The sequence below is a fragment of the Streptococcus parasalivarius genome (assembly GCF_054785155.1).
In genome coordinates this window covers 210,114-228,759 of the sequence record NZ_BAABOB010000003.1, presented here as the reverse complement: position 1 = coordinate 228,759, position 18,646 = coordinate 210,114, and the positions used below count along the sequence as shown (strand labels likewise).

15 protein-coding genes and 1 pseudogene are annotated in these 18,646 nt (G+C 40.0%); 11 read left to right on the top strand and 5 right to left on the bottom strand.

The window, feature by feature from the left end; all coding sequences use genetic code 11:
- Positions 1-26: 26 nt before the first annotated feature.
- From ACYVQ1_RS04525 to ACYVQ1_RS04505, 5 genes and pseudogenes are all read right to left on the bottom strand, one after another.
- Positions 27-1,967, bottom strand: coding sequence for a hypothetical protein (locus ACYVQ1_RS04525; protein WP_461249980.1), 1,941 nt, complete (start codon positions 1,965-1,967; stop codon positions 27-29).
- Positions 1,964-4,189, bottom strand: a complete 2,226-nt coding sequence (locus tag ACYVQ1_RS04520) for a glycosyltransferase family 2 protein (RefSeq protein WP_461249871.1) — start codon at positions 4,187-4,189, stop codon at positions 1,964-1,966. Before ACYVQ1_RS04520 ends, ACYVQ1_RS04525 begins: the two co-directional genes overlap by 4 nt.
- Entirely contained in the window at positions 4,179-5,243 is a 1,065-nt protein-coding gene (locus ACYVQ1_RS04515) for a glycosyltransferase (RefSeq protein WP_461249872.1), read from the bottom strand. The genes ACYVQ1_RS04520 and ACYVQ1_RS04515 overlap by 11 nt, the downstream gene beginning before the upstream one ends.
- A complete protein-coding gene (locus tag ACYVQ1_RS04510; RefSeq protein WP_461249873.1) occupies positions 5,240-6,274 on the bottom strand; it encodes a sensor domain-containing diguanylate cyclase in 1,035 nt (344 codons plus the stop codon). The genes ACYVQ1_RS04515 and ACYVQ1_RS04510 overlap by 4 nt, the downstream gene beginning before the upstream one ends.
- 21 nt (positions 6,275-6,295) lie before the next feature.
- Positions 6,296-6,481 (bottom strand): annotated as a pseudogene (locus ACYVQ1_RS04505) (PfkB family carbohydrate kinase); the annotation flags it as partial.
- Positions 6,482-7,828: 1,347 nt separating this feature from the next.
- Between ACYVQ1_RS04505 and ACYVQ1_RS04500 the strand changes: the two are divergent.
- The 11 genes from ACYVQ1_RS04500 (at position 7,829) to trpA (ending at position 18,546) form a co-directional block, all read left to right on the top strand.
- Complete coding sequence (locus tag ACYVQ1_RS04500) at positions 7,829-8,326, top strand: hypothetical protein (RefSeq protein WP_461249874.1); 498 nt, start codon at positions 7,829-7,831, stop codon at positions 8,324-8,326.
- A 138-nt stretch (positions 8,327-8,464) separates the two neighbouring features.
- Positions 8,465-10,813, top strand: coding sequence for a cation-translocating P-type ATPase (locus ACYVQ1_RS04495; protein WP_461249875.1), 2,349 nt, complete (start codon positions 8,465-8,467; stop codon positions 10,811-10,813).
- Positions 10,814-10,906: 93 nt separating this feature from the next.
- Positions 10,907-11,257: a PBECR3 domain-containing polyvalent protein gene (locus ACYVQ1_RS04490; protein WP_461249876.1), complete on the top strand. Its 351-nt coding sequence runs from the start codon at positions 10,907-10,909 to the stop codon at positions 11,255-11,257.
- A gap of 593 nt (positions 11,258-11,850) precedes the next feature.
- A complete protein-coding gene (locus ACYVQ1_RS04485) occupies positions 11,851-12,132 on the top strand; it encodes a chorismate mutase (RefSeq protein WP_461249877.1) in 282 nt (93 codons plus the stop codon).
- 76 nt (positions 12,133-12,208) lie between these two features.
- Positions 12,209-13,564: an anthranilate synthase component I gene (gene trpE, locus ACYVQ1_RS04480; RefSeq protein WP_461249878.1), complete on the top strand. Its 1,356-nt coding sequence runs from the start codon at positions 12,209-12,211 to the stop codon at positions 13,562-13,564.
- Positions 13,561-14,127 (top strand): aminodeoxychorismate/anthranilate synthase component II, encoded by a 567-nt coding sequence (locus tag ACYVQ1_RS04475; protein WP_002951622.1) that lies wholly within the window; start codon positions 13,561-13,563, stop codon positions 14,125-14,127. Before trpE ends, ACYVQ1_RS04475 begins: the two co-directional genes overlap by 4 nt.
- Positions 14,128-14,218: 91 nt before the next feature.
- Positions 14,219-15,223: an anthranilate phosphoribosyltransferase gene (trpD, locus tag ACYVQ1_RS04470; protein WP_461249879.1), complete on the top strand. Its 1,005-nt coding sequence runs from the start codon at positions 14,219-14,221 to the stop codon at positions 15,221-15,223.
- A complete protein-coding gene (gene trpC, locus ACYVQ1_RS04465) occupies positions 15,220-15,987 on the top strand; it encodes an indole-3-glycerol phosphate synthase TrpC (protein ID WP_003096363.1) in 768 nt (255 codons plus the stop codon). The genes trpD and trpC overlap by 4 nt, the downstream gene beginning before the upstream one ends.
- On the top strand, positions 15,974-16,555 hold the full coding sequence (locus ACYVQ1_RS04460; protein ID WP_461249880.1) for a phosphoribosylanthranilate isomerase: 582 nt from the start codon (positions 15,974-15,976) through the stop codon (positions 16,553-16,555). The genes trpC and ACYVQ1_RS04460 overlap by 14 nt, the downstream gene beginning before the upstream one ends.
- Positions 16,552-17,760 (top strand): tryptophan synthase subunit beta, encoded by a 1,209-nt coding sequence (trpB, locus tag ACYVQ1_RS04455; protein WP_461249881.1) that lies wholly within the window; start codon positions 16,552-16,554, stop codon positions 17,758-17,760. Before ACYVQ1_RS04460 ends, trpB begins: the two co-directional genes overlap by 4 nt.
- 3 nt (positions 17,761-17,763) lie before the next feature.
- On the top strand, positions 17,764-18,546 hold the full coding sequence (trpA, locus tag ACYVQ1_RS04450; protein WP_461249882.1) for a tryptophan synthase subunit alpha: 783 nt from the start codon (positions 17,764-17,766) through the stop codon (positions 18,544-18,546).
- Positions 18,547-18,646: the final 100 nt, after the last annotated feature.

The following is an 18,646-nucleotide window of genomic DNA, read 5'->3' as shown; positions in this document are numbered from 1 at the left end:
ACTTATGCTTGATAAAGCTAGAAAACTTACCCTTTTCCAGCAAGAATATCTGATACTTTATACAATCCTGGGGAATATGTCCGACCAAATAGTTTTTTCGTCAAGGCATTAAACGTATAATGGTCATCTAAAATCAAGACTTCGTCATACGTTTTTAAGAGTGCAATAAAGTCATCGTCTGTTAAATTGGAATCATCTCTAGTATCGATATTTTCATTGCGGAGGTAATAACTTGTTGCGCTGTCGCTGTATGATGCCATTAAATCTAAAAATTCTTGGTCAACCGACACAAAATTTTCTCTGGCATCAACATTGACATCCCACAGATAATAACGACTAGCATATTGGACAAAATAATTATCTACATTCTCCTTATCTGCTGTTACAACCAAAATTCTATCCGTTGACGAATTACTCTGACTTCCAGTAAACTGACGAATTTCTTTTACGACCTCGTTTGTTTCCTGATTGTTATTGTAAACAATGCTATTATTTTCTGACAAGAACATTCCAATGGCATAAACTGTCAAAACAAGGCTCGCGTATTGGTACAAGTGTTTATTAAATAAGCTCTTGTAAGACCTAGCATTACGTTTACTAATGATTTTTTCATACAGACCCTTGTCCATTACCCATGCTAAAGCCATGGTCAAACAACCAAAAACAAAGATAACGATGCTCGAAGCATAGCGCTCAAATCCTGCTAATTCTAACGCTTCATCAGTCGGCATTGCTGTCAGATACATGAGTAAAATGCCAATATAGTAAGTCACAATCGAAATATCAACAAATCCCCAAGTCAACAAGACAAATTTCTTATATTTCAAACGAATGCCAATCACAATAAAGGCAATCAGCATAATCAGATTGATTATCAAAATTCCATTGCTTGCCAAACTGTCAAACGTAAACACCGATTTGACAAAAAGAGTGATAATTTTTTGTGGGACGCCTGACAGATTTCCAGTCAATACCTGACCAAGTTCTGACATGGACACCGCATGCTTGGCACTTGAGGCATTTGGGAAATTATCCGTCACATGCTTTTGCCAAATAACAAAAGGAAGACAGCTGACTAGCAAGGTCATTATGAGCAGCACTAGTGCTTTTAAACGTGCTCTTTTACGAACAAGTAAACGCACAATACAAACCACATAAACTACTAAAACGAGAGCGACAAAGAAAAGTCCACTTACTTTGACGATACTTAATAATCCAAGAATTACCGCCGTATTTAGCGACAAAAACCAGAAACGATTACGATAGACAAAACAACCTGCTATGGCTGCCAAGGCCAAGGCCGGAAGCAGAAAATCAACCAGCAAATTATTTAATCGAATAGCAACGTTGAACGTATTAAAAACAGCAAACGAAGCAAAAATCATGCTAACCATTAAGACACGTCGATCATCACGAAGTGCCGCAAACATGGCATAAAGACTGGAAGCAATCAAGAAGAATTGCCCGACCAACATACTACCTTCTGAAAAGCCTACGATAGTCGTGAAAAAATAAATGAAAAGTGAACTTCCAACAGGATAGGTATAATAACTAATAATCGTATCCTGCTGTGTTGGCAAAGCATTATTGATATGGAAAAATTTTACAATCGTTGCCCAATGCGTAAAATTATCATAATGTAAAAGCGGTGAATGCCAGAGCGTTATTCCAAACAAAAGCAAATAAGCCATCATTCCAAGCGCAATATAATCAAGTCTCCTAAAGCGATATTTCTTTTTCCATACCGCCCAAAGATAATAAAGACTCAAAAGACAGCCCAAAACAGAAATGGCATACACGGTCTGCAACATAAAGCCTAACAAACTACCAAGGTACAATACCAATGTAATGACTGAAAATGTAAACACCCATGTCAGACGACGATTCATCTTCACAGTATTACGGAAAAAGGCATTGTACCCCATGGTAATCACAAAGAACAACAGTAATCTAGCAATACTAATCATACTCTCCCTCTCCATTCATTTGCTAAGGCTTTAAAAGCAGGTAAGCTATCCAAATCCGCTAAATTGGTAACTCGATAAAGCGATTCGTCTCTATCAATATCATAGGACACAAAAGTCAACTGAATTGGCAAATCTTTGTAGGTAAATGCGACATTCGGTTCTTTTTTAGGATTTGTCAATTTTCCAGAAAATGTCATGTAATAATAATCTGTCTTTCTAAGCTGGCATTTTTTTCCAGCAACATGAACCTCTTCATTGACACGAACTTTCGGAAAAGCTACTTGGTCATAGGCTGAAACAGGACGTTCATTATTTTGGAAACGTTGACTAAAGTTCTCAAGTAAATCATCCCATGTTGTCATCCAAGGGTCTTTTTCCTTCGGAAGATTGTGATTAATGCGGTCATAAATGTACTGATAAAATTCGCGCTTATCAGCTTCAGGAACTTCTGAAAATTGAACGCCGTAGCGCCAACCATTATCAATCGCAAAAACACGAACAACATGACCTTTTACCATCGCATGGTAATCACGTGATTGCAAATTAAGCGTCAGTTCTTTTTCTTTCGGCAAATACAATGGTAAATCCGTATAGAATGAAATCCCCGTTTCTGAAATATCACAGACTCTCACTTGGTAAGAATCATCATCAACCTCAATAACCATAGCTTCATCAACAGTAAAACGCTCACTTGAGCGATAAATCGGACGACCAAGCGCACAGAAAATCGCAAAGGTCAAATTGATGATATGATAGATCAACCAAAAACTGATAATACTTCCATAAAAAAGCTCTGAACTAAATTTTCCATAGTTAAAAGTCACCAAACCATAAACGGCTAATCCCCATAAAACAAGATAAGGAAGCGCATAAAGGTACAACGTCCACGACGTATCATTTCCCTTACGTGTCACCTTAAATTTTTTATTGCTAATGCCAAAGGACTCCAACATCATGGGAATAAACAAATACGGAGCAAAAATCGTTTCCACAATTTCTCCCCAAACCTGTGTTCGGTATTGTTTTGAGACTTCTCGCATTGACAAGTGTGTCAATGCGTAACTTGGCAACCAGAATAGGAACAGTAGCCAGATATTTGACACCACCAAACGCACATGGAAAACCGTATATAAAATCGGTGCTAAGATATACAATAACCGTCTAAAGAAAGACCACCAATAAAGATAGCCATTAATATAAACAATTCTTTGCCCCTTTGTCAATTTGGGATTAAAGAAGATATTCATATTGTAGCTACTGCGAATAACGCCACGTCCCCAGCGCGTGCGCTGTTTGATGACACTCTTCAAATCTGTTGGCGTTAACCCGCTAGCCATTGGACTTTTCGTCGAATAATTTACATAACCAGCCGCATTCATCCGAACACCTAGCTCGAAATCCTCCGTAATGGTATTTGTCGGAAAACCACCAACATCTTCAATCGCCTTACGGAAAATAACCGTATTAGACCCCGTATAAACCGCTGCACCGTGCGAATTATTGCAAACATTAATTTCTTTGGAAAAGAAATCTTGTTCGTTTGGTAAGGTTGATTCTGAAAACAAGTTAAATTGGAAAATATCAGCATTGTAAAAACTTTGTGGCGTTTGAATCAAACCAACTTTTGACTTATCATAATCGTCACCATTTTCATAAGCCTCAACTTGTTCAACAAAATAAGGCACAGTTTCCAACAGGAATTCACGATAAGGAATCATATCCGCATCAAATGTCGCCACCAAAGGTGATGACGTCTGACGTAAAGCATTATTGTAGTTTCCTGATTTGGCATCTTTATTATCCGCCAAACCAAAATAACCAACACCAAGCTCATCTGCCAATTTGGCAACTTCTAGACGATTGGTATCATCACAGACGTAGATATGCACCTTAGACTTATCAGGATATTCCATAAAAGTACAGGCATTAATCGTCTTATAAAGCAACTCTGGATCCTCATTATGCGTTGCAATCAAAACATCCACATCTGGGTAACGCTCCTTAGCAATCTCAGGCTTTTCAAGCTCAAAGTCCTTTTGCTTATTCCAAATGAGAATGTAGCCTGTAATGGCTGAAACTACCTCACTTCCCCACAATAAAATCCCAAAGATCAGCGCAAACCATGAATCATGCCACGGAATAGTCGCCACCAAACGCCAAGTTAAATAAAAGGCAGTCGTTACAAATGCAACAAAATAGAGTATCCTCTTACTAACCTTCATTCTCACCTCCACTAAAAATCAAATGTTTTTGCACAAAATAACTGACAATGAAAAGTGTACCGTCAACTAAAATCTTCACCAATGAAATTGGCAGCGTCGTCAAGGCATTTCCTAGAACTGTTACCAATAAACTTGACAAAACAATCTGTACTACCACCAAAGTGAAGTATTTTATCGCACTATTTGATTGACCTCGTTTAAAGACCACCTTACGATTCAAGGTGAAATTAACAACAGATGATATCGCACGCGCTAAAATCGAAGCTAACGTCACCGCACTAAAACTCAATCCATTAAACAAAGAAATTAAAATCGTAAAAGCAACAATATCAACCAAGAAGGAAAACAATGCTGAAAAAATGTACTTTAAGAAAACCTTGTAAATTCTAATCGAGTCACGAATCACATCAAAATGCGACGACTGATTTTCATCCAAATAAATCGTTGCAATGCCAACTTCACAAATCGGAATATTGTCCTCTTTTGCCTCAAGTAACATATTCATCTCAAATTCATACCGTTCACCCTCCACGGTTAAGAGTTTTGGCAACCATGACATAGGAATCACACGAAGCCCCGTTTGCGTATCAGAAACGTTTATACCTGTCATAGCCCCCAAGACGTCTCTTGTCAATAAATTTCCAAATTTACTACGTAAAGGAACAGATTTTTCAAATGTTCTAACACCCAGCACCAAACTATCAGGATGTTGCAAAAATTCAGCCAAACATTTCATCATGTCTTCGTAGGTGTGTTGACCATCAGAATCAATCGTCACAATTCCTTTGGCATTAGGAAAATTGTCCAAAATATATGAAATAGCCGTTTTTAAAGCACGACCTTTTCCTTTATTATCAGCATGTCTTTGCAAATGACAAGCATAGTTACTCTGCGCTATTGCAAATAACGGTGCAAAATCAGCTCCACTACCGTCATCGACTAGAATAATGTCAAACATTTGATTTTCCTTATCCCGAATATTTTTCAAAAGTTCCAACAAACGGTCATCAGGTTCATAGGCAGGAATGACAATAACAACATCTTGAAACATCATCGACGTTCTCCTTTTTGATTTTTATTTTCGTACATTTTCTTATCAGCTATTGCAAAAAAATCAACGAAGTTTTTATGTGATTGATAAGAGTCCGTATAAGCACCTAAAGATGCTGTAATCCCCATATCTTTGAGAGTTATTTCTGCTTGAACAAGTTTTATTAAAAATTCAGCTTGATTTTCAGAAACTCCAGGGAGTAAAACCGCAAATTCATCTCCACCTAACCTTGCTATTACAGCACTTTCAGGCATTATCTTCGTTAAAATATCACCAAATTTAATTAGAATCTTATCTCCCGTAGCATGTCCAAAGGTATCATTTGCTTCCTTGAATTTATCCAAATCAGATATAATAACCGTAATTTGTTCTTCTTTACGTGTCAGACATTCCTCAAAAGCAAGCTCAATATATCGTCGATTATGAACCCGTGTTAAAACATCTTCGTATGCCATCCTCTGTATTTCAAGTTCATGAAGTCTCTGCTCTGTAACATCAAGAACAAAACAAGAAACACCAATCACTTTTTGGCGATTGTTATAAATGGGAGAATACATATTTTGCCAGTAAAGCGTTTTGTCGCCTGTCTTAATAGTATCCATAAATATAAATGTTTCACCCTTTTTCGCACGATCAACATTTGCTTTTAAACGCGCAGCATCTTCACTATTAAGATAATTCATTGGAAAGTCACCAATTTTGGGAGTGAAATAAAAGATTTCTTCCATGAGCCGAATATCATTCTTATTAACCGCAATAAAACGATAATCTAAGTCTACAGCATAGACGTTAATAAGTTTCGAACTCTGTAAGATAAAGTGGGATAGCATATGCTGTCTTCGATTAAGGTAAGATGCTAGGGTCCAAAGAACTAGTATTCCTATAAAGATTGCTAAAACGATGGGATTATCATGGTCAATCAAAACATCATCATACACTAAGCGCATTAATAACATTAACGCAGCAAAAATACTTAAGTACGTTAACAATCTTTGATGCTTGATTAAAAAATCACTTACTTTTCCTAATACCATTACAGCCTCACCATTCTAAGTAGTTTTAATACCTTCAGCATCCAAACTGTCTGTAACAAAACGTCCTGTAAAACCACCGATGAAGCCCGTAGCAGTATTGTCAATTCCTAAACGTTGTAGAATACGGCTGACATTAATACCCTTACCGCCAGCGAATTTATCATCACTCTCTATACGGTTAACTTCACCAATCTCTACCTTGTCGATACGAAATCAATATAATATTGACAAATAAGACTCTACATTATCACTTTATTATCCCCAATAAAAAGGAAAATGAGTTATCCTTTCTCCAAAAGCATTAAAGGGAATGCCCTCGCTATTGGTCTTGTTTTGCAAATGATGTAAAGTAGATAAAGAAAAAGGTCTCAATAAAAAGACTATCATTACGTATAAAATTCAAGAAGTAAGACAAGAAAACTAAGTCATATCATCCAAGGATATCAATTGTTTTGAGATTTTCTAGTCTTCTCCCCCGAATTTAAAAATACACTATTTAATAAATAAAAAAACTGCAGGAGAAAAAACGCTTTGCTAATAAAAGTGTTTTTGAATCCAGCAGTATTGCTAATTTACATATATTTCATAAAAACTTCTCCCCATTTTAAAGAGCGTCCCCTTTACTTACGCTCTATCCCTATCTTACAAATCAAAATATCGGTATGATAACCCTATCCCAATACCATATCATATAGTAACAAGCACCAACACGTAATCGTATAAAACTCTCCCCAAAAGAGTTGAAAGATTACAATCAAGTTGGCTTCAAGTTACTACTACCAATATTCCCTATTCATAAAGACGCTATAATTATAACATGTTATTTTTATTTTTCAATCTTTTTTCAAATTTTTATTATTTTAATGTATGTGACAACCATTATAATGAAGTCGTTTGAATTAAACACTCCTACTTAACAAATACTAATCAAATGATATTTATCTATATTTTAATAAATAATAATTAAACACCCTTTGGCTTTTAAATGGATTTGCATAAAAAAAATCAGAATTCCTATTAAAATTCTGAGAGGTATTTTTATACCTCTTTTTGTTCACTCTTCAATTATGCTGTCACTGTCCATTTACTGTCCTATATAGTGTAAAATATATAGAAGTTGTTAAGTTTACTAGTAGTTAAATCCCTTAAAATCAGTATTTATGATGATAACAAGCCTAAAAAATTCTTGGAACAAGTTTTGCATGTTCATCATAATATTTTCTAGATTCCTTTCATATCAAGGGGTTAGCCCCTATTTCTTAAATTTTACTGCCCACTTCTGCCCAGAAATGAGTAGTGTAAAAATCTTAACTACTATACCATGTTTAGTTTGATTGACAAAGTAAGAGAGGGCAAAAGAGAATCTGGTATTATAGGGGAGTTCAGTCTATTTAGAACGAAGTTATCAAGAGGCTTTGTCAAAAAAGCTATAGGACAAAGCCACATAAGCTACAAATCTTTAAAATTTAAGACTTGTTATAAATAGTGTACAATGGTTAATTGTTAATCTAGTCAACATGTGATTGGAGATAGAAAAGAAAAGAGAAGATAACAATGCAAAAAAGAAATATTTTAGGGCTTCTTGTAGGACTGTTTACAGTTTTAGGAATGAGCCTATTTACCTTTATTAATTTAAAATTTAACTCTGTTTATTATGCTCAGCACATCCCTCATAAGGCGAGAACAGAACCGGACATCATTATTCTGATGGAGAATATAGGTTGGGCCTATACACCGGAAATAGATGGTATTAGCTATGATGATGATGGAATGTACGCTATAACTAGAAATAAAGGAACGAAAACGTCTATATTAGGTCTTTCAGGTGATACTCTATATTTTAGTTCGGCATCGGGTAATGGCTATCTTTTAAATCATGATTTTTCTATCAAAGCTGCTCTTGACAAACGTTATCACAAGATTAAATATAATCAACGAAAAGTTCAAAAAGAAATTAGAGAGACCGTTCAACCTGTGATTGATGCTCAACCAAAACCATTAATCAATCTTCAGTGGTTGTTTAATTTAATTTATCAAAGTAGGTTTAATTAGAGAGTATAATTCTACAGAATGTTTTTGTTGGGTTTATTGGTCTGAATGACAGAGTAGCAAAAGCATGAGGGGTAATAGGCTTATTTCCTTGGTATTCATGACGGCTAACCTTTGAAAACACCTCATTTTTATGCTACTATGAAAGTTATGAAAAAACAGTTACAAGGCTTGACGCAGGTGGAGGTCAAGCGGCGGATAGATGCCGGTAAAACAAATCATTTTAAAGCAAAAACTGGCTCCAGCAATTGGGAGATTTTTAGGCGTAATGTCTTCAACTCCTTTAATGTGCTCAATTTTGCAATCTTTGTGGCCTTGATTGCTGTTCAGGCTTGGTCTAATCTTTTTTTCTTTGGGATTATTGTGCTTAATGCCTTTACGGGGATGATGACGGAGTTGCGTGCCCGTCGCATGATTGATAAGCTCAATCTCATGAATAAGGATCAGATTCGTGTGGTGCGTGATGGACAGCTTGTTTCTATTGATCCTAAGGATATTGTCTTGGATGATGTCATGCTCTTGTCTGCGGGTGAGCAGGTTCCTAGTGATGCCGTGGTTGTTGATGGGATAGCCGAGTTTAACGAGGCCATGCTGACTGGTGAGAGTGATCACATTCTAAAGAAAGATGGGAAGGAGTTGCTCTCTGGTTCTTATCTTGTGAGTGGTCAGGTCTATGCTAAGGTCATTAATGTAGCCGAGGACAATTACGCCAACAAGCTCATGCTAGAGGCCAAGACTCATAAGCCAATCGTGTCCCGTATTCTTTATAATATGGACAAGATTGCTAAGTTTACGGGAAAGATTGTCATACCGTTTGGACTTGCGCTCTTTTTTGAGGCTTACTTGATTAAACAGCTCTCCCTTCAAGAGTCGGTCGTTACCAGTTCGACAGCTCTTCTGGGAATGTTGCCTAAAGGAATTGCCCTTTTGACTATTACATCTCTTTTGACGGCTGTCATTAAACTTGGGATGAAACATATCCTGGTGCAAGAGATGTACTCTGTTGAAACCTTGGCCCGTGTAGACGTGCTTTGTTTAGATAAGACAGGGACGATTACACAAGGAAAGATGACAGTTAAAGGTCTAGAACTACTGTCAGAGCGTTTTACGAAAGAGGAGTTGGAGCGTTTGCTTGCGGCTTATATGCAACATAGCAAGGATAAAAATGCAACAGCTCAGGCTATTCGAAATGCTTATGAGGGTCTGGAACATCATTATCAGGTAGGTGATGTTATTCCATTTTCAAGCGATCGTAAATGGGGTGCTGTGAGCGTTAATGGGCTTGGAACTCTCTTTTTGGGAGCACCTGAGATGCTTCTTAAGGAAAATCCCAAGGCAGTCGATCAGGCTCAGGCACGAGGGTCTCGTGTTTTGATTTTGGCTTGGAGTCAGTCAGGTGTTGATACAGAGACCATGATTTTGCCGAATGACGTCGAGGCTTTGACTTTACTTGAAATTGCCGATCCTATTCGTGAGGATGCTGCAGAAACTCTGGAATACCTGCGTTCAGAAGATGTGACGCTTAAGATTATTTCTGGTGACAATCCAGTGACGGTTTCTCATATTGCTCATCAAGCTGGTTTTGCCGACTATCAAAGCTATATTGACTGTTCTAAGGTCAGCGATGAGGAGTTGGAGGCTTTGGCTGAGGATACTGCGATTTTTGGTCGTGTATCTCCGCACCAGAAAAAGTTGTTAATCCAAACCCTTAATGCCAATGGGCATACGACAGCTATGACTGGTGATGGTGTCAATGATATCTTGGCACTGCGTGAAGCGGATTGTTCGATTGTTATGGCAGAGGGAGATCCTGCAACACGTCAGATTGCCAACTTGGTGCTTATGGATTCTGAGTTTAAGGACATTCCTGAAATTCTATTTGAGGGACGCCGTGTGGTTAATAATATTGCCCACATTGCACCGATTTTCCTCATTAAAACTGTTTATTCCTTCCTTTTGGGGCTTATCTGTATTGCCAGTATTGTTTTTGGTAAGGCAGAGTACCTCTTGGTCTTCCCTTTTATTCAAGTTCAGATGACTTTGGCGGGTCAATTTATCGAAGGTTTTCCACCATTTATTCTAACCTTTGAGCGTAATATTCGTCCTGTTGAGAAACATTTCCTCAGACGTTCGCTCCAGTTGTCTATTCCTAATGCCTTGATGCTGGTTATCAGTGTTCTTATTTTCCATCTGTCTCAGGTCTATCTTGGCATGAGCAATACGGACATGCTGACGCTGTCTTACTATATGATGGGATCAACGGGTGTCCTTGCCGTTATTCGTGCTTGTATCCCGTTGAATAAGGGGCGTGTGGCCTTGATTATTTACTCAGTCTTTGGCTTCTTGATTAGCTCTTACTATCTTCGAGATGTGATTGAGATTTCGACACTTAATAGCTATACCTTGCCAATCTATCTAGTAGCAATGGCTATCTGTACACCGCTTTTCTTCTGGATTAGCTATAAACAAGGTGCTTTCCAAAAAGCATAAATCAAAACTCGAGCTTGGTAACAGGCTTGAGTTTTTTGATAGCTGAACAGTAGGAAAAGCCTTGATGTGTATGAGGTGTGGTACAATAGAAACATGAAAATAGTAGGTCACTTGACGCCAAAAGTCATTAAAACTTTTGATTTGGACTACAAGCCTGGTGAAGAAATCACGCTGTCTGAACAACGTAAGAAGCATATGGAAAAACATCGCCAGGAATTCAGTGATTTTGATGCCACCTATGAACGTATCCCAGAGATTATTGCTCAACCGGACTATATCGGTCGCCATCCTAATGGTCAGTCCTTGGAGTACATCAAACGTATTGATGGTAATGTTTTGGTAGCGGTCAGATTATGTGATAAACTTAATGTCCGTACCATGTTTGTGATTAAAGATTCTAAGCTGAAAAACTATCTAAATGCTGGTAGAGCTAAGAGAATGTGATATAATATGGGTAAGGAATAACAACGAGGGCGGAAGAGGCAGCCGCCGCACCTTCGGGTCTGAAAGAGATGCAGGACTGTCACCCTGCCGTTGTTTATCAAACCAAGAAGTCCCTTTCGGGGGCTTTTTTATTTTGTGTAGCTTAGGGACAAGACTATCTCACTTTCTGGATTAGGTATAGACGAATCTTATAGGAGGGGAATTGTCAAAATTAACAGAAAATTCTTGACATCTTTTTAAAAAAGAGTACAATAGTTAGTAAATCAGAAAGTAACTGGTCTTAGATTTTCAGGGAGCCTGCGGTGATTGTGAGTAGGTAATCGAGATGAGCGAACATTGGGCTGATTGGATGATAATGAGAAGGTAACACATATTCTTCTCGGTTGGCACCCCTTACCGTGCAACTCCTTGTTAGAGGAGATAGAGATGATGGTCGTTTTTTTGAGACCATTAACTGAGGTGGTACCGTGTTAAACTAGATTTAATGCCCTCACAGAGTTTTTCTCTGTGAGGTTTTTTGTTTACTTTTATCTTTAAAGGTCTATTTACCTTAAAGAAGTATTATTTCATTATTCAATGAAAGGTTGGGTATTATGGATGCATTAAACGATATTCGAAGTGATATTGATAATATTGATAGTCAGTTAATTCGACTCCTGGCCCAACGTCAAATACTTGTGGAAAAGGCAGGGCGGCTGAAGCCCCAGGGAGACAAGGTTGCTGTCCAGGCTAGTGATCGTGTTGCTCAAGTCATAGCTAACCGTCGCAAGGAGGCACTAGAGCTTGGCTTATCGCCAGATGTGGCTGAAAGTGTTTGGCGAAGCATGATTCAAGCCTTTATTGCTTTGGAAGAGAAAGTGAATAAAGAACAATAATGGTGCCGATACATCCTATAAAGGAGTCTTGTATCAGTCTTATTACTCTCGATAAACCAGTTTGAAAGGAAATACTATGAGAAAAATTTTACCAGCCGATACCTTAACACCAATCGTGGCTTATATGCGTGTTCAGGGGGAACACAAGGTTATCCTTGAATCCATTCCTCGTGAGAAGGAAAATGCACGTTTTTCTATTGTTGCTTACAATCCGGTCTTTGAAGTAACCTTCAAGGATGGTGTTCTTTATGAAAATGGTAAGGCGATTGATCAGGATCCTTTCGAATATTTGGACCAAGTAACAGTCAAGGGTATCAAGTCTGACCTACCTTTCGCAGGTGGTGCTATCGGGTTTGCAGGCTATGATATGATTGGTCTCTATGAAAATATCGGTGAGATTCCTGAAGATACGATTGGAACACCTGATATGCATTTCTTCATCTACGAGTCTTATTTGATTTTTGACCACAAGAAGGAGAAGGTTTATGTGGTTGAGGATAATATCTATTCTGGTCGTGACAACGATGCGGTGCGTCAAGCTCTGGGGCAGGTGGTAACGAGCCTACAGACTCAGGCGCCAAACGAGTTTACACCTCAGGCCTTGCAAGCCTTGCAATTTTCAAATCATATCGAAAAAGAGGTCTTCATGGATATGGTGGCTAAGGCTAAGAAACTCATTCGTGAGGGAGATATGTTCCAATGTGTGCTTAGCCAACGCTTTTCAGCGGACTTTGAGGGAGATCCTTTGGATTACTACCGTAACTTGCGCGTGATCAACCCATCAAACTACCTTTATTTCTATGATTTTGGAGATTATCAGGTGATTGGTGCTAGCCCAGAGAGCTTGGTTTCAGTAAAAAATGGAGAGGTGGTCACCAATCCGATTGCTGGGACTCGCCCTCGTGGTGCTAATGATGCTGAAGATGCTGCCTTGGCGGATGAACTCTCACATGATGTTAAAGAAACTGCGGAACACCGTATGTTGGTTGACTTGGGGCGTAATGATATTGGTAAGATTGCTAAAAATGGTACGGTCAAGGTGACCAAGTATATGGAGGTTGAGTATTTCCGCTATGTGATGCACCTTACCAGTGTGGTTAAAGGGCAACTCTTGCCTGAATTGACAGCACTAGATGCTCTTAAATCAACCCTACCAGCTGGAACCGTGTCGGGAGCGCCTAAGATTCGTGCTATGCGTCGTATCTATGAGCTTGAGCAGGAAAAACGTGGTATATATGCGGGAGCTATTGGTTATCTGTCTGCGACAGGAGATATGGACTTTGCCATTGCCATCCGTACTATGATTCTCAAAAATCAAAAAGCCTATGTTCAGGCAGGTGCAGGTGTTGTCTATGACAGTGTTCCTGAAAATGAATTTTACGAAACTATTAACAAGGCGAAAGCTATGACAAGAATAGGAGATGCCCAATGATTTTATTAGTTGATAACTATGATTCTTTTACCTATAATTTGGCACAATACCTAGGGACATTTACAGAGGTAAAGGTCTTGCGTAACGATGATGAGAAGCTCTATGAAGAGGCAGAAAAAGCTGACGGGCTAGTCTTTTCACCGGGTCCAGGTTGGCCAGCTGATGCGGGTAAAATGGAAGCCTTGATAAAGGATTTCGCTGGTAAAAAACCGATGATGGGAATTTGCTTGGGGCATCAGGCTATTGCGGAAACTTTTGGTGGTAAACTTGGCTTGGCTAAGAATGTCATGCATGGCAAACAAAGCAATATTACTTTTGAAACGCCATCGCCAATTTTCAAGGATATTGACAATGATGTCCCAATCATGCGTTACCATTCCATCGTTGTTGACCAAATGCCAGAGGGCTTTGATGTGACAGCTATCACAACTGATGATCAAGAAATCATGGCCATTCAACATAAGGAGCTACCAATTTACGGTTTGCAATATCACCCAGAAAGCATCGGAAGTCCAGATGGGCTCAAGATGGTTGAAAATTTCGTGAAAATTGTTGCAGACTAGTTAGACAGTCTTTTGACTAGACTGGTCTATGCTCAAAACATCTCCTCGTGCATCGGAAAAACATTGAACCGTTTTTAAAAGGAAAACAGATATGAAAGAAATATTCCTACAAATCTCAAACCGACAAGACTTGTCTCAAGATCAAGTCCAAGCAGTCTTTGACCGCATTCTCAAAAATGAAGTCTCAGAAAGCCAAATCGCTGCCTTCCTTATGGGGCTTAAAACTAAGGGAGAAACAGCAGATGAAATCACAGGTATCGTGCGTGCTCTCAAATCACATGCGACGGTCTTGCCTGAGACCTTCACAGATGCTATGTGTAACTGTGGAACTGGTGGGGACCAGTCTTATAGCTTCAACATTTCAACAACGGTTTGCTTTGTCTTAGCAGCAGGTGGTATTCGTATGGCCAAGGCTGGTAACCGTTCGATTTCCTCTAAATCTGGTTCGGCAGATGTCCTTGAAGCCCTTGGAATCAACGTTGCGGCGTCACCAGAAACCCTATCTAAAGCACTTGATGAGGTTGGTTTGGCCTTTATCTTTGCCCAAACCATGCACCCAGCCATGCGTTTTATCGGTCCAGCTCGCCAAGCTCTTGGGATTCCAACGATTATGAACTTGGTCGGACCACTGGCTAATCCGCTTGACCTTGAGACACAACTTATGGGCCTCTACCGTGTGGAATTGCAGGAGATTGTTGCTAATGCTATCCAACAGTTGGGACGTAAACGTGCGGTTATTATCACAGGTCCTGACAATATGGACGAAGCTGCTCTTTATGGCACTAACACCTACACCCTTTTGGAAGATGGTCACATCAGCCAGCACACTTTCACTTATGAAGATTTGGGTATGGAAAAGGTTGAGTTGTCTGATATCACAGGTGGCGATGCCAAGGAAAATGCAGAGATTCTCCTTAGTGTCTTGAAAAATGAAGCCAGTCCTTATCTTGAAACAACATTGCTTAATGCTGGTCTTGGCTTCTTTGCCAATGGTAAGGTCGCGACTATTAAAGAAGGTGTTGAGCTTGCTCGTCAATTGATTGCGGACGGCTCAGCCCTAGAGAAACTTCGCCAACTCCAAGAGGTACAAGTATGAGTAAAGCCTTTCTCCCAACAATCTTAGAACAAAAAGAAAAAGAAGTGGCCCAGTTGGTCATGGAAGACTTGCAGCCCTTGCGTCAGACCTATCGTCTTTATGAGTTTCTCAAGTCAAATCAAAACAAGCTGCAAATTATTTCTGAAGTGAAAAAAGCTAGTCCAAGTATGGGTGATATTAACCTAGATGTGGATATTGTGGCTCAGGCCAAGACCTATGAGGAAAATGGGGCAGCCATGATTTCTGTTTTGACGGACGAGGTTTTCTTCAAGGGTGATATTTCCTATTTGAAAGAAATTTCGTCACAGGTGGCTATTCCAACCTTGGCTAAGGACTTCATTATTGATGAGAAACAGATTGTGCGTAGCCGTAATGCGGGAGCGACAGTCATTCTCTTGATTGTAGCGGCCTTGCCAGAAGCTCGTCTCAAGGAGCTCTATGATTTTGCGACTAGCCTTGGCTTGGAAGTCTTGGTTGAAACGCATAATCTACCAGAATTGGAAGTGGCTCATCGTATTGGTGCCGAAATCATCGGCGTTAACAACCGTAATTTGGTCACTTTTGAGACAGATATCAATACCAGTCTTGAGTTATCAACGCATTTCAAGGACAAGCCTGTTTATATTTCTGAGTCGGCTATTTTCACAGGTCAGGATGCTGCCCTTGTTGCCCCATATTTTAATGGGATTCTGGTAGGAACTGCCCTTATGACGGCTGACAATGTGGCTGAGAAGGTCAAGGAGTTGCAAATTGACAAAGGTTAAAATTTGTGGACTGTCGACACCAGAAGCAGTAGCAACTGCAGTTGAAGCAGGTGCGGACTACATTGGCTTTGTGTTCGCCAAAAGCAAGCGTCAAGTGAGTCTTGAACAAGCTCAGGGGCTGGCTAAAGGGGTGACAGGCCAGACAAAAATCGTCGGTGTCTTTGTTTCACCAAGTCTTGAAGAACTGGAAGAAGCGATTAGTCAGGTTCCCTTAGATATCGTTCAGATTCATGGAACTTTTGATGAGACTCTGATTCCAGAGATATCAGTACCAGTTATTCGAGCTATTCAGATTTCAGATAGTGATTCTCAAGTTAAGAGCCAGTCGGATTATCTTCTTTTTGATGCTCCTATTGCTGGCAGTGGTCAGACCTTTGACTGGCAACTCTTGGCTGACAAGCAGATTGAGCAGGACTACTTTATTGCTGGTGGCCTTACTGTGGACAATGTGGCAGAGGCCAAGGAAACCTTCCATCCCTATGCCTTGGATGTGTCCTCAGGTGTAGAGACAGATGGTCACAAAGATTTAGACAAGATTAAAGCATTTATAGAAAGAGTGAAAGCATGACATATCAACAACCTGATGCAAAAGGATTTTTCGGAAAATTCGGTGGTCAGTTCGTTCCCGAAACGCTGATGACAGCCGTTATTGAATTGGATAAGGCCTATCGTGAAGCCAAAGAAGATCCAAGTTTCCAAGCGGAATTGGATGAGCTCCTTAAAAACTATGTGGGCCGTGAAACACCTCTTTACCACGCCAAACGTTTGACTGATCATATCGGTGGAGCGCAAATTTACCTTAAACGTGAAGACCTTAACCACACAGGGGCCCACAAGATTAACAATGCCCTTGGTCAAGTCTTGCTTGCCAAACGTATGGGTAAGAAGAAAATCATCGCCGAGACAGGTGCGGGTCAACACGGTGTTGCGACAGCGACAGCCGCTGCTCTTTTCGATATGGACTGTACTATCTATATGGGTGAGGAAGATGTTAAACGTCAGGCGCTTAACGTTTTCCGTATGGAATTACTTGGTGCCAAGGTTTTCAGTGTTACAGACGGCTCGCGCGTGCTTAAGGATGCTGTAAATGCTGCTCTTCGCGCTTGGGTTGCAGGTATCGAGGATACTCACTACATCATGGGATCTGCCCTTGGTCCGGCACCATTCCCAGAAATTGTTCGTGACTTCCAATCTGTTATCGGTCGTGAAGCCAAACGTCAATACGCAGAGATTTCTGGTGGTAAATTACCTGATGCCGTCATGGCTTGTATCGGTGGTGGTTCAAATGCTATCGGTATGTTCTACCCATTTGTTAATGATAAATCAGTAGCCATGTATGGTGCTGAGGCTTCTGGATTGGGGCTTGACACCGAAAAACACGCTGCAACCTTTGCCAAAGGCCGTCCAGGTATCCTTCATGGAGCGCTTATGGATGTCCTCCAAGATGCTCATGGTCAAATCATGGAAGCCTTCTCTATCTCAGCTGGTCTGGACTACCCAGGGGTTGGTCCTGAGCACTGTTATTTCAACGAAATTGGACGTGCGACTTACGACTCTATTACAGATGAAGAAGCTCTCGAAGGTTTCAAACTTCTGTCACGTTTAGAAGGTATTATCCCAGCTCTTGAGTCTAGCCATGCCATTGCGCTTGCGCAAAAAGTGGCAGCTAAGATGTCGCCAGACCAAAGCCTTATTGTCTGCCTCTCAGGTCGTGGGGACAAGGACGTTATGCAGGTTAAAGAACGTTTTGAAGCTGAAGCAGAAGGGAAATAAACCATGACAAAAACACTAACAAAACACCTACAAGCTATCAAAGACAGTAAACGCGGTATTTTCGTGCCTTATATCATGGCGGGTGACCACGCTAAAGGCCTAGACGGACTCTTTGAGACTATTGCTCTCTTGGAAAATAGTGGTGTCTCAGCTATTGAGGTGGGTATTCCATGGTCTGACCCTGTGGCAGATGGTCCGGTTATTGAACTAGCAGGACAACGTAGTTTGGCTAAAGACGTGACTTTGACAGCTATTATCAAGAAGCTTCAAGAACAAAAAACACAGGTGCCTTTGGTTATCATGACCTACATCAACCCAGTTTATCAATATGGTATTGAAGCCTTTGTTAAGGACCTAGCTGAGACATCTGTTAAGGGACTTATTATTCCTGACTTGCCAGACGAACACGCTGACTTTATCACTCCTTATTTGAAAGACAGTGATATTGCTCTCGTGCCTCTGGTGAGCTTGACTACAGGACTTGACCGTCAGAAACAGTTGATTGATGGTGCAGAAGGTTTTATCTACGCAGTTGCCATCAATGGTGTTACTGGTAAGACTGGTAATTACGGTGATGACCTTGATAAACACTTGGATAACTTGACTGCTCATGCAGACATTCCAGTCATCACAGGTTTCGGTGTGTCAACAGAGGACGACATTAAACGCTTTAATGCTGTGTCAGATGGTGTTATCGTGGGATCGAAAATTGTCCGTGACCTTCACGACGGTAAGGAAGAAGAAGTAGCTGAATTTGTTACATTCGGTTCACATTTTGAAAAATAGAAGATGATACTCTCCAGAAATGGGGAGTATTTTTATCAAAATCATTCTTGGGGATATTTTGATTTTCTTATTTTCCAGTATTATACTATGGGTGAATAGT

Excerpts from the sequence above, each read along its gene's own strand:
- ACYVQ1_RS04525 (WP_461249980.1), bottom strand. The coding sequence starts at position 1,967 with ATGATTAGTATTGCTAGATTACTGTTGTTCTTTGTGATTACCATGGGG.
- ACYVQ1_RS04520 (WP_461249871.1), bottom strand. The coding sequence starts at position 4,189 with ATGAAGGTTAGTAAGAGGATACTCTATTTTGTTGCATTTGTAACGACT.
- ACYVQ1_RS04515 (WP_461249872.1), bottom strand. The coding sequence starts at position 5,243 with ATGATGTTTCAAGATGTTGTTATTGTCATTCCTGCCTATGAACCTGAT.
- ACYVQ1_RS04510 (WP_461249873.1), bottom strand. The coding sequence starts at position 6,274 with ATGGTATTAGGAAAAGTAAGTGATTTTTTAATCAAGCATCAAAGATTG.
- ACYVQ1_RS04500 (WP_461249874.1), top strand. The coding sequence starts at position 7,829 with ATGCAAAAAAGAAATATTTTAGGGCTTCTTGTAGGACTGTTTACAGTT.
- ACYVQ1_RS04495 (WP_461249875.1), top strand. The coding sequence starts at position 8,465 with ATGAAAGTTATGAAAAAACAGTTACAAGGCTTGACGCAGGTGGAGGTC.
- ACYVQ1_RS04490 (WP_461249876.1), top strand. The coding sequence starts at position 10,907 with ATGAAAATAGTAGGTCACTTGACGCCAAAAGTCATTAAAACTTTTGAT.
- ACYVQ1_RS04485 (WP_461249877.1), top strand. The coding sequence starts at position 11,851 with ATGGATGCATTAAACGATATTCGAAGTGATATTGATAATATTGATAGT.
- trpE (WP_461249878.1), top strand. The coding sequence starts at position 12,209 with ATGAGAAAAATTTTACCAGCCGATACCTTAACACCAATCGTGGCTTAT.
- ACYVQ1_RS04475 (WP_002951622.1), top strand. The coding sequence starts at position 13,561 with ATGATTTTATTAGTTGATAACTATGATTCTTTTACCTATAATTTGGCA.
- trpD (WP_461249879.1), top strand. The coding sequence starts at position 14,219 with ATGAAAGAAATATTCCTACAAATCTCAAACCGACAAGACTTGTCTCAA.
- trpC (WP_003096363.1), top strand. The coding sequence starts at position 15,220 with ATGAGTAAAGCCTTTCTCCCAACAATCTTAGAACAAAAAGAAAAAGAA.
- trpB (WP_461249881.1), top strand. The coding sequence starts at position 16,552 with ATGACATATCAACAACCTGATGCAAAAGGATTTTTCGGAAAATTCGGT.
- trpA (WP_461249882.1), top strand. The coding sequence starts at position 17,764 with ATGACAAAAACACTAACAAAACACCTACAAGCTATCAAAGACAGTAAA.